Source organism: Streptomyces ipomoeae 91-03 (assembly GCF_000317595.1).
Classification (GTDB): Bacteria; Actinomycetota; Actinomycetes; order Streptomycetales; family Streptomycetaceae; genus Streptomyces; species Streptomyces ipomoeae.
In genome coordinates this window covers 1-10750 of record NZ_AEJC01000205.1, presented here as the reverse complement: position 1 = coordinate 10750, position 10750 = coordinate 1, and the positions used below count along the sequence as shown (strand labels likewise).

Sequence of the window (10750 nt, the reverse complement as noted above, 5' to 3'; positions counted from 1 at the left end):
CGCCGTTGTCAGTGGCAGCCGATAGCCTGCACAAACAGGCGATCGATGGGAGGGCGCATGCGCGTACTGGGGGTGGACCCGGGGCTGACCCGTTGCGGTGTCGGTGTGGTCGAGGGGGTCGCGGGCCGATCGCTCACCATGCTCGGCGTCGGAGTCGTCCGCACGCCCACGGACGCCGACCTGGGCCACCGCCTCCTCGCCCTCGAACGGGGCATCGAGCAGTGGCTCGACGAGCACCGGCCCGAATTCGTCGCCGTGGAGCGGGTGTTCAGCCAGCACAACGTACGGACGGTCATGGGCACCGCCCAGGCCAGCGCCGTCGCCATGCTCTGTGCCTCCCGCCGCGGCATCCCGGTCGCCCTGCACACCCCGAGCGAGGTCAAGGCCGCCGTCACCGGCAGTGGCCGCGCCGACAAGGCCCAGGTCGGCGCCATGGTCACCCGTCTGCTGCGGCTGGACGCGCCCCCGAAACCGGCGGACGCGGCCGACGCCCTCGCCCTCGCCATCTGCCACATCTGGCGCGCCCCCGCCCAGAACTGCCTCCAGCAGGCCGTCGCCCTGCACGCAGCCAAAGCAACGAAAGGCCGTACGGCATGATCGCCTTCGTCAGCGGCCCGGTCGCCGCCCTCGCACCCGACTCCGCGGTGGTGGAGGTGGGCGGGATCGGTATCGCGGTCCAGTGCACGCCCAACACTCTCTCCGGGCTGCGCATGGGCCAGCAGACCAAGCTGGCCACCTCCCTCGTCGTCCGCGAGGACTCGCTCACGCTCTACGGCTTCGTGGACGACGACGAGCGCCAGGTCTTCGAACTCCTCCAGACCGCCAGCGGGGTGGGCCCGCGCCTGGCCCAGGCGATGCTGGCCGTGCACACACCGGACGCGCTGCGCCGCGCGGTGTCCACCGGCGACGAGAAGGCACTCATCGCCGTCCCGGGCATCGGCAAGAAGGGCGCCCAGAAGCTGCTGCTGGAGCTGAAGGACCGGCTCGGCGAGCCGATCGGCGCCCCCGCCGTCGGCGCCCCGGTCAGCCAGGGTTGGCGCGACCAACTGCACGCCGCCTTGATCGGCCTCGGGTACGCCACCCGCGAGGCCGACGAGGCCGTGGCCGCCGTGACTCCCCAGGCAGAGGCCGTCGAAGGCACGCCCCAGGTGGGCCAGTTGCTGAAGGCCGCCCTCCAGACCCTCAACAGAGCCCGCTGACCGCCCGGTTGAGGCCCGGCCTCGACCCCGACTCCGGCCCCCACCTCGGCCAGGTCCCCGCCGGCCGAGACCGACGAGCCCGGCACGCCCCGCAAGGAGAGTTTCAGTGAACTGGGACGACACGACCGACGAGACCGCCCCCGAGCGGCTCGTCGGTGCGTCCGCCGACCGTGAGGACCAGGCCGTCGAGGCGGCCCTGCGCCCCAAGGACCTGGACGAGTTCATCGGCCAGGAGAAGGTCCGCGAACAACTCGACCTCGTTCTGCGGGCCGCACGCGCGCGTGGGGCGACGGCCGACCACGTCCTGCTCTCCGGTGCCCCGGGCCTCGGCAAGACCACCCTCTCGATGATCATCGCCGCAGAGATGGGCGCCCCGATCCGCATCACCTCGGGCCCCGCCATCCAGCACGCCGGAGACCTGGCCGCGATCCTCTCCTCCCTCCAGGAAGGGGAGGTCCTCTTCCTCGACGAGATCCACCGCATGTCCCGGCCCGCCGAGGAGATGCTCTACATGGCGATGGAGGACTTCAGGGTCGACGTCATCGTCGGTAAGGGCCCGGGCGCCACCGCCATCCCGCTCGAACTGCCCCCGTTCACCCTGGTCGGCGCCACCACACGCGCGGGACTGCTGCCGCCGCCGCTGCGCGACCGCTTCGGCTTCACCGCGCACATGGAGTTCTACGAGCCCACGGAACTGCAGCGCGTCATCCACCGCTCGGCGAACCTGCTCGACGTCGAGATCAACCCGGACGGCGCCGCCGAGATCGCCGGCCGTTCGCGCGGCACCCCCCGTATCGCCAACCGCCTGCTGCGCCGCGTACGGGACTACGCGCAGGTCAAGGCCGACGGAGTCATCACGCGCGACATCGCCTCGGCGGCCCTCGCCGTCTACGAGGTCGACGCCCGCGGCCTCGACCGTCTCGACCGCGGTGTCCTCGAAGCCCTGCTCAAGCTCTTCGGCGGCGGCCCGGTCGGCCTCTCCACGCTCGCCGTCGCGGTGGGGGAGGAGCGCGAGACCGTCGAGGAGGTCGCCGAACCCTTCCTCGTCCGCGAGGGGCTGCTCGCCCGCACCCCCCGCGGCCGGGTGGCGACCCCCGCCGCGTGGACCCATCTCGGCCTCACCCCGCCACGCGGCACGACCGGCGCAAACGGACAACAGGACCTGTTCGGGGCGTGACCGTCTCGTGACGGCGCGGTACTCGCCCGGCATGGAACCACGGTGACATGCTGTGCGTTGTTCCATCGTGGCGGACTCGCTTAGACTCCGCCGATGCCGCCCTTGTCGGCAGCACACATACCCCCAACCATCAGGCCGCTCGCCATCGCGGTCGTGTGAAGGAAGTTCCGACCCGTGAGTCTCGTGACCCTCCTCCCGTTCATCGTGCTCATCGGGGCCATGATCCTGATGACCCGATCGGCCAAGAAGAAGCAGCAGCAGGCCGTCGACATGCGGAACCAGATGCAGCCCGGTTCCGGAGTCCGCACGATCGGGGGTATGTACGCGACGGTCAAGGAGGTCAACGAGGACACGGTCCTCCTCGACGCCGGGCCGGGCGTCGAGCTGCTGTTCGCCAAGAACGCCATCGGTGCCGTCCTCACCGACGATGAGTACAACCGCATCGTCCACGGCATCGAGCACGACCTGAAGGCCGACGTCGTCCCGGACGACGCCTCCTCCCTCACCGAGACCGACGAGCCCTCCGACGACGCTTCCGCCGCTTCCGACGACAAGCCCATCGACCTCGGCAAGAAGGACGCGTCCGACGACGCGACTGACGAGGCCGCCGAGGCCAAGGCCGACGAAGCAGAGCCGAAGAAGACAGACGGCGAGTCCGACGCGAAGTAGTCACGTCCCGGGAGCGCGAGCGAGAACCGCCCGCGCCCCGGGCACGTGCCTTTTCGCACGGATTCCCGACACCAGTCATGGCCGCCCTCCGCGCTGACCCCGCGCACGGCGGCCCGAGAGGGAGTACGAGAAGGTGGCAGCACCGAAGAAGGGCCGGAGCGCAGGCGCCCAGAGCAAGCCTGGGCGCGCGCTGGCCCTCATCCTGATCGCCCTTGTGGCGCTCACCGGGGGAATGTTCGCCTCCGGACACACCACTCCGCGTCTCGGCATCGACCTCGCCGGTGGTACGAGCATCACGCTGACGGCGGTCAACGAGCCCGGCCAGCCCAACGCGATCAACAAGACCAACATGGACACCGCGGTCGAGATCATGAACCGCCGTGTCAACGGTCTGGGCGTGTCCGAGGCGGAGGTTCAGACCCAGGGCGATGAGAACATCATCGTCAACATCCCCAAGGGCACGGATTCCCAAGAGGCCCGGGATCAGGTCGGCACCACCGCGAAGCTGTACTTCCGCCCGGTTCTGCAGGTCGAGGCCAGCGGCGCCACGACCACGCCGAGCACCAGCCCGAGCACCGGCGCCGACGGCAGCGCTTCGCCGAGCCCGTCGAGCGCCGACGACAAGGACAAGGCGACGTCCTCCGAGTCCCCCAGCCCGACGGCCTCCGCGACCTCGCAGGGCCGTGCGGTGACCGAGGCGCTGAAGGCCGACCCCACGCCGTCCACGAGCGGCTCCGAGTCACCCAAGGCCACCGACAGCGCCTCGCCGTCCCCGAGCGCCAGTGCCGACGCGGGAACCCAGGCGCTCCAGGAGGTGTACGCCAAGCTCAACTGCGCCGACCCGAAGCAGCGCGCCAAGGTCGGCAAGGGCAAGACCACAGAGGCCGTTGTCGCCTGTGGTCAGGAGAGCGACAAGTCGTGGAGCAAGTTCCTGCTCGGCCCCGTCGGTGTCGACGGCACGGAGGTCGAGAAGGCACAGGCGCTCCTTGACACGACCCAGGGCGCCGGCTGGGAGGTCCGCATGGACTTCGACTCCGACGGTGCCAAGAAGTTCGCCACGGTCACCGGCCAGCTGGCGGGGCAGACCTCCCCGATGGACCAGTTCGCGATCGTCCTCGACGACGAGGTCGTCTCCCATCCCTATGTGCAGCGAGCCATCACCGGGGGCAACGCGTCGATCTCCGGCAGCTTCACCCAGGAAGAGGCCCAGAACCTCGCCAACATGCTGTCGTACGGCGCGCTCCCGCTGACCTTCAAGGAGTCCAGCGTCACCACCGTCAGCCCCGCGCTCGGCGGTGAGCAGCTGCACGCCGGTCTGATCGCCGGTGCGATCGGTCTCGCCCTGGTCGTGATCTACCTGCTCGTCTACTACCGCGGCCTGTCGCTCATCGCCATCGCCTCGCTGCTGGTCTCCGCGGCCCTGACCTACGTGATCATGACGCTGCTCGGCCCGACCATCAACTTCGCGCTGAACCTGCCGGCCGTCTGCGGTGCGATCGTCGCGATCGGCATCACGGCGGACTCGTTCATCGTGTACTTCGAACGCGTCCGGGACGAGGTCCGCGAAGGCCGCTCGCTGCGCCCCGCCGTCGAGCGGGCCTGGCCGCGCGCCCGGCGGACCATCCTGGTCTCCGACTTCGTGTCGTTCCTCGCCGCCGCGGTGCTGTTCATCGTCACCGTCGGCAAGGTGCAGGGCTTCGCGTTCACGCTGGGCCTCACCACCGTGCTCGACGTCGTCGTCGTCTTCCTCTTCACGAAGCCGCTGCTGACGATCCTCGCCCGGAGCAAGTTCTTCGCCGACGGCCACAGCTGGTCCGGCCTCGACCCGAAGCGTCTGGGTGCCCGGCCCCCGCTGCGCCGCACCCGCCGTCCCGCCGCCCCTGCCGACCCGAAGGAGGCCTGAGATGTCGAAGCTCGGCGACCTCGGAGCCCGACTCCACCGCGGCGAGGTCGGTTACGACTTCGTCGGCAACCGCAAGATCTGGTATGGCATCTCCATCCTGATCACCATCACGGCCATCGTCGGCCTCGCGGTCCGCGGCCTGAACATGGGCATCGAGTTCCAGGGCGGAGCCGTCTTCAACACACCGAAGACGAGCGTCTCGGTGGCTCAGGCCGAGGAGTACGCCACGGAGGCCTCCGGCCACCAGGCGATCGTGCAGAAGCTCGGCAACGACACCCTGCGCATCCAGATCTCCGGCGTCGACACCGGCAAGGCCGACGAGATCAAGGAGACGCTCGCCGAGGACCTCAAGCTGGACCCGGAGAAGATCAACGCCGATCTGGTCGGCCCCAGTTGGGGTGATCAGATCGCCAACAAGGCCTGGCAGGGCCTCGGTATCTTCCTGGTCCTCGTGGTGATCTACCTCGCGATCGCGTTCGAGTGGCGCATGGCCGTCGCCGCGTTCGTCGCATTGATCCACGACATCACCATCACCGTCGGTATCTACGCCCTCGTCGGCTTCGAGGTGACGCCGGGTACGGTGATCGGTCTGCTGACGATCCTCGGTTACTCGCTCTACGACACGGTCGTCGTCTTCGACAGCCTCAAGGAGCAGACGAAGGACATCACCAAGCAGACCCGCTGGACCTACAGCGACGTCGCCAACCGCTCGATCAACAGCACCCTGGTGCGGTCCATCAACACCACGGTGGTGGCGCTGCTGCCGGTGGCCGGCCTGCTGTTCATCGGTGGCGGTGTCCTCGGCGCGGGCATGCTGAACGACATCTCGCTGTCGCTGTTCGTCGGTCTCGCGGCCGGTGCGTACTCCTCGATCTTCATCGCCACGCCGCTCGTCGCCGACCTCAAGGAGCGCGAGCCGCAGCTGAAGGCCCTCAAGAAGCGCGTACTCGCCAAGCGTGCCCAGTCCGAGCAGGAGGCGGAGCTCGCCGCCGGTGGATCCCACGACGACGAGCCCGAGGACGCCGCTCCCGCGGTGGTCGGCCCTCGCGCCCAGTCGGGGACCCGCACTCGTGGCCGGGGCGGCAAGCGGCGATGACGGAGATCAAGGACCTGCTGCTCAGCCGCATCCGTGACGTCGCGGACTACCCGGAGCCGGGCGTGATGTTCAAGGACATCACGCCGCTGCTGGCCGATCCGGCGGCGTTCACCGCGCTGACCGACGCGTTGGCGGACCTGACCGTGCGGCACGGGGCCACGAAGATCGTCGGCCTGGAGGCCCGCGGCTTCATCCTCGGCGCCCCGGCCGCCGTCCGGGCCGGGGTCGGCTTCATTCCCGTACGCAAGGCGGGCAAGCTCCCCGGAGCCACGCTCAGCCAGGCGTACGACCTGGAGTACGGCTCCGCCGAGATCGAGGTGCACGCCGAGGACCTTTCCGCGGGCGACCGCGTCATGGTCATAGACGACGTCCTCGCCACCGGCGGCACCGCCGAGGCCTCCCTCCAGCTCATCCGCCGCGCTGGCGCCAAGGTGGCCGGTGTCGCGGTTCTGATGGAGCTGGCGTTCCTTGAGGGCCGTCGACGCCTGGAGTCCACGCTCGGCGGAGCGCCGCTGGAGGCACTGATCACCGTCTGAGATAGCTCGCACGACCGAGCACGGGCACCCCGGGTCCTCCCGGAGTGCCCGTTCTCTTGTGCCCAGGACACGGTGTGTTTCTCATCTGCTGCCCAAGGGTTGCGCACAACTCAGGCTCAGATCTAGCTCAAATAAGTGACATTCCTTGATTACTAACCTCGATCTTTCTTGAGGGTCCGCCGACGGAGTCGGTGGACCCTTTTGCTTTCCGGAGCTGATGCCGGGCAGGCCGGTGGCCCGGCTGTCGCGTCGGGTGGGCGCCGGGTTCCACTGCCCGGGGCGGGTGATGCTGTCGCAGGGACGGTGGGTTGCTGGTCAGCCGGGGTCGGGCAGGAGCGCGAGCCGTTCAAGGGCGGCGGTGATCTCGCCGGTCCAGGGCCAGTGCCGGGCGAGGCGGAGAATCCTGCGCCGACTGGTGGTGACGAGCTGGCCGGCTGCGGAAAACAGGCGGAACCGCAAGCGACGCGGTTCCCAGAGCCTCGCCCGGCCGGTCAGGGCGAGCATGGGCATCCAGGCCAGCAGGTCGAGCGCGATCTGGACGATCTCCATCCAGACCCGGTTCTGGGCGGTGTCGTGCAGGGGCAGGTTGCGCAGGCCGGTGGCCCGGGCAGCCCGGATCCGGTCCTCGGCCCGTGCCCGGAGCCGGTGACGGAGTTCGAGCTCGGCGATCGGCCGGCCGGTGGTGTTGGTCGCGAAGCACGTGATCCGCATGCCGTCCGCGTCCGTGATCCTCAACTGGGCGCCGGGATGGGGCCTTTCCTTGCGGACGATGAGCCGCATGCCCTTGGGCCAGCCGTTAAGGAGCTTGCCGGTGAGCTCGGCGACCCAGGCCCCGTCCCGGGCCTCACCGTCGGCCTCGACGGCCGGGGTCCAGGCCGAGGCGGGGACCTTCAGTACGTGTTCGTGGATCGCTTCGGTGACCGTCATGCCGACCGAGTAGGACAGCCATCGGCCCCGCTTCGCGAGCCAGGACACGAAGTCGTGGGTGCCGCCGGCGGAGTCCGTGCGGATCAGCGTCTGCCGCCCGCGCCGGTAGCGCTTGGGCAGTTGGGCCAGGGCGAGTTGGGCGGTGGTGATGTGGTCGGCGGCGGTGTTGGAGCCCGCGTTTCCCGGTCTGAGGAGGGTGGCGACGGGCTCTCCGGTTCCGCCCGGTCCGTGGTCGACGAAGGCCGTCAGCGGGTGATGGCCGTAGGTCTTCTTCCAGGTCGCGGCCGCGTCCTGCTTGTCGGAGTGGGCGATCACGAGGACGCCATCGAGGTCGACGGTGACCTGACCGTCGGCGTCCGGGGCGTTTTTGCCGGCCAACGACCAGGCACGATGACGGACTTCGGAGCGTGCGGACCGGACGGCCTGCAGGGCTTTCTCGCCGGATGCGGCGAGGGTGTCGATCAGGCGGGAGACGGTCGGGTCGGAGGCGACCGGGCCGAAGACGGCCGGCTCACACCGCAGCATGGCGACGTCCGCGAGGCAGTCCCCGCCCAGTGCGACCGCCATGGCGACGTCCAGGAGGATCTTGCCGGGATCGTGGACGGCCCGCGGCTTCCGCCACGGAGCCAGAGCTGCGGATATCGCCTGGTCAAGGCCCGTCTTGCGGACCGTCTCCATCAGCAGGACCGCACCGGCCTGCGAGACCACCTGCCGACCGTCTCCCTGGACACGGACACGTGGGTACGACGAGATAGGCTCTCTCACCTGGAAAGTGCTCTTTTCCTTGCAGCCAACAGGACCCTCAGCAAGTCCTATCGTTGCAGGTCAAGGGCACTTTCCGTGTTTCTGATCAACTCTTGGACAGCCCACCTCGTGAAAGCGCGAGGCTAACTGGCAAGGTCGATCTCGACCTCCCCATGCGGGGACGGAAACGGGAGGAAAGTGATGTCAATCACGCGCAAGTTTGCCACAGGAGCGGTCGCGGTCGCCTCGGTCGCGGTCCTGTCCGCAGCTACTCCGGCGGGCGCGGCTTCTGCAGCACCTACCGGGGAAGCGGCAGCATCTGCCAAGTGCGGTAGCTGGCATAACGCTGTCGGCATACCGGGTAAGTGGCAAGACCGGGAAGTTAAGGCGGTTCGGTCGTGGTCGGGTGGCTGGTCAGGGTGATGGTGGTGATCACGGGTGTCTTGTGCCCGACGCTGCCTTTGATCTTGTTGTAGGCGTAGGGCGACAGGGTGCGCTTGACGCGGCGCGGGCTGGTGCGGGAACGACGTCTGGCGGGTGCGAGGTTGCGGGTGTGGACCAGAGCTGCGACGAGGTTGGCCGGATCCGATGTTCTGGCGTTGATCACGGTGAGCCGGATCGTGTGCAGGGCGATCGTCAGGGACAGCCGATCGGGGTCGAGGTGAGCGCTGGTGGCAGCTTCGGAGATGGCCCGGCGGCTGGCCTGGTAGAGCGCTAACAGCGCAAAGAGTTCCTGCTCGACCCCGGCCGGGGTGCGTGAGCGCAGGACGCGGTCTGCTCCGCGCAGGGTGACTTTCAGCCCGTAGAAGGCGGTCTCGATCTCCCAGCGCTGGTGGTAGAGGGCGGCCAGTTCCGCGGCCGGATACCGCTTGGGGTCCAGGAGCGTGGTGACCAGTCGCACGGTGCCGGCGCAGGATGTGCCGTCCGGGCGCGTCACGGTGATCTGGTAGCTGATCACGCGCAGGGTGAGAGCCGTCAGCGCGGGCATCGCGGTGCGGCGGCCGCGCTGCTGCCACTTGGCCAGCCGGTCAGCGGAGCGGCGGTCGGTGACCAGGGTGAGATGGGTGCCATCGGGCAGTGGGCGGATCACCGGCAGCAGACGTCCGGACTGCACCCTCCACAACAGGTCGGCTCCTGTAGCGGCAGCGTCCCGCAAGGCCTCGAAGCCGTCATAGCCCCGGTCGGCCAGCAGCAGCATCCCAGGCCTGAGCGACGCCAGCAGGCACCGGGCCTGCGGCAACTCGGTGTACTGCTGGGATCCGAAGACCGCATCGATCAGCGCGCGGGTGCCGCACTCGACCAGCGCGGTCAGCCGCAGCTGGGGATAGCCGGCCGGACGGCTGGTGCGGGCCGCATGCCGCCGGAAGCACGCCACATTCTGCGGGCTGTCGGCCACCTCCAGGCAGGTGCCGTCCCAGGCCACCAACCGCAGCCCCCGCCAGAACACCCCCGGCGTCGCGGCCGTGCCGACCGGCCCGCGCAGCCGGTCGAACAGCATCATCAGCGGCTTCACCCCCAACCGCTGACGAGCCTGCCGCAGAGCCGCCGCCGACGGATCAGCCACCATCCCGCGCGGCCACCCGGCCGTCATCGCTGACCACACCCGGCGATACCCGCACTCCCCGAACAGGCCCAGGACCAGCACGAAATACACCACCACCCGGGCCGGCAGCAGCCGCACCCGACGCTCCACACAGCCCGCCGCCTGGACCACCTCGTCCACCAACGACGGCGGAACCCACCGCGTCAACGCCCCTAAATGACCCGGCAACCACACCCACGACCGGCCTCCAACCGCCCCAGCGGTGGCACACTGAACAGACAACGGAGCCCCCACGAACCGTGACCTTGACACTCACAGTCCGCGCCGGGCTCCGTTCTCATGTCAACCCACCCGACCAGCCACAACACCCCTTAACTTCCCGGTCTTGGGGTAAGTGGAGCAAGTCGAAGTATCACTGCGGGCTCTTCGGCAGTCCCGGCCTGAGGATCAAGTACAGCTGGGTTACGGAGAAGGGAAGCCCTTGCATCAAGGTTAAGTACTTTGTGAAGGGTGGCCCCAAGGGCCACAAGACGAGGTGGACCAAGCCGCTCTGTCGTAAGTCCGGCACGTTGAACGTGCCGTGGGGGAACGTGGCCGGCACGAAGGAGATCCAGATCAAGGGTGCCTCGCTGGTCAAGTGGAGGTGACCCCTGAACCGGGGCCACCTCCTGAACTGCAGTGACGGCCCCTCACCGCACCCCGAGGCGGACCCCCAGGAATTCCGGGGTCCGCCTCTCGCGTTTCATGGGTACACGGCCCTCACAGTGGCCTGAAGGCGATCCTGGGGTGATGGATCGCTACCATGGGGTCTCCGGAGCCTGACCGGGGGACCCGGATCGCGCACGAGGAGCCCTCTTGGCAGACGAGGCCCAGCACCTGACCGCCGCCAAGCCCGAGTCCGCCTCGGGCCCAGCGGCCAAGCCCGCGCAGAACGCGACGAAGCCGGCGCAGGCCAT

The 10750-nt window shown here is 69.1% G+C and carries 10 protein-coding genes; 8 read left to right on the top strand and 2 right to left on the bottom strand.

The features are described 5' to 3' along the window. Positions 1-57 precede the first annotated feature (57 nt). The 7 genes from ruvC (at position 58) to STRIP9103_RS13390 (ending at position 6580) form a co-directional block, all read left to right on the top strand. Positions 58-597: a crossover junction endodeoxyribonuclease RuvC gene (gene ruvC / locus STRIP9103_RS13420; RefSeq protein WP_048820223.1), complete on the top strand. Its 540-nt coding sequence runs from the start codon at positions 58-60 to the stop codon at positions 595-597. Beyond that, on the top strand, positions 594-1199 hold the full coding sequence (gene ruvA, locus STRIP9103_RS13415) for a Holliday junction branch migration protein RuvA (protein ID WP_009309996.1): 606 nt from the start codon (positions 594-596) through the stop codon (positions 1197-1199). Before ruvC ends, ruvA begins: the two co-directional genes overlap by 4 nt. A 106-nt stretch (positions 1200-1305) precedes the next feature. Continuing rightward, positions 1306-2376: a Holliday junction branch migration DNA helicase RuvB gene (gene ruvB, locus STRIP9103_RS13410; RefSeq protein ID WP_009310004.1), complete on the top strand. Its 1071-nt coding sequence runs from the start codon at positions 1306-1308 to the stop codon at positions 2374-2376. A gap of 174 nt (positions 2377-2550) precedes the next feature. Then, entirely contained in the window at positions 2551-3045 is a 495-nt protein-coding gene (yajC, locus tag STRIP9103_RS13405; RefSeq protein ID WP_009309994.1) for a preprotein translocase subunit YajC, read from the top strand. A gap of 133 nt (positions 3046-3178) precedes the next feature. After that, positions 3179-4948, top strand: a complete 1770-nt coding sequence (gene secD / locus STRIP9103_RS13400) for a protein translocase subunit SecD (RefSeq protein ID WP_009310000.1) — start codon at positions 3179-3181, stop codon at positions 4946-4948. A 1-nt stretch (position 4949) separates the two neighbouring features. Beyond that, a complete protein-coding gene (secF, locus tag STRIP9103_RS13395; protein ID WP_009310001.1) occupies positions 4950-6044 on the top strand; it encodes a protein translocase subunit SecF in 1095 nt (364 codons plus the stop codon). Then, complete coding sequence (locus STRIP9103_RS13390) at positions 6041-6580, top strand: adenine phosphoribosyltransferase (RefSeq protein WP_009309995.1); 540 nt, start codon at positions 6041-6043, stop codon at positions 6578-6580. The genes secF and STRIP9103_RS13390 overlap by 4 nt, the downstream gene beginning before the upstream one ends. Before the next feature lie 315 nt (positions 6581-6895). On the opposite strand, the gene STRIP9103_RS13385 is transcribed toward STRIP9103_RS13390, so the two are convergent. Both STRIP9103_RS13385 and STRIP9103_RS13380 read right to left on the bottom strand, forming a co-directional pair. Then, positions 6896-8272, bottom strand: coding sequence for an IS1380 family transposase (locus tag STRIP9103_RS13385; RefSeq protein ID WP_009302281.1), 1377 nt, complete (start codon positions 8270-8272; stop codon positions 6896-6898). A gap of 361 nt (positions 8273-8633) precedes the next feature. Next, positions 8634-10028: an IS4 family transposase gene (locus STRIP9103_RS13380; RefSeq protein ID WP_063747283.1), complete on the bottom strand. Its 1395-nt coding sequence runs from the start codon at positions 10026-10028 to the stop codon at positions 8634-8636. 65 nt (positions 10029-10093) lie between these two features. Between STRIP9103_RS13380 and STRIP9103_RS49885 the strand changes: the two genes are divergently transcribed. Further along, positions 10094-10441, top strand: coding sequence for a hypothetical protein (locus STRIP9103_RS49885; RefSeq protein WP_158696875.1), 348 nt, complete (start codon positions 10094-10096; stop codon positions 10439-10441). The last annotated feature ends 309 nt before the right edge of the window (positions 10442-10750 follow it).

Coding starts and splice junctions, on each gene's coding strand:
- ruvA (WP_009309996.1), top strand. CDS start 594: ATGATCGCCTTCGTCAGCGGCCCGGTCGCCGCCCTCGCACCCGACTCC.
- ruvC (WP_048820223.1), top strand. CDS start 58: ATGCGCGTACTGGGGGTGGACCCGGGGCTGACCCGTTGCGGTGTCGGT.
- secF (WP_009310001.1), top strand. CDS start 4,950: ATGTCGAAGCTCGGCGACCTCGGAGCCCGACTCCACCGCGGCGAGGTC.
- STRIP9103_RS13390 (WP_009309995.1), top strand. CDS start 6,041: ATGACGGAGATCAAGGACCTGCTGCTCAGCCGCATCCGTGACGTCGCG.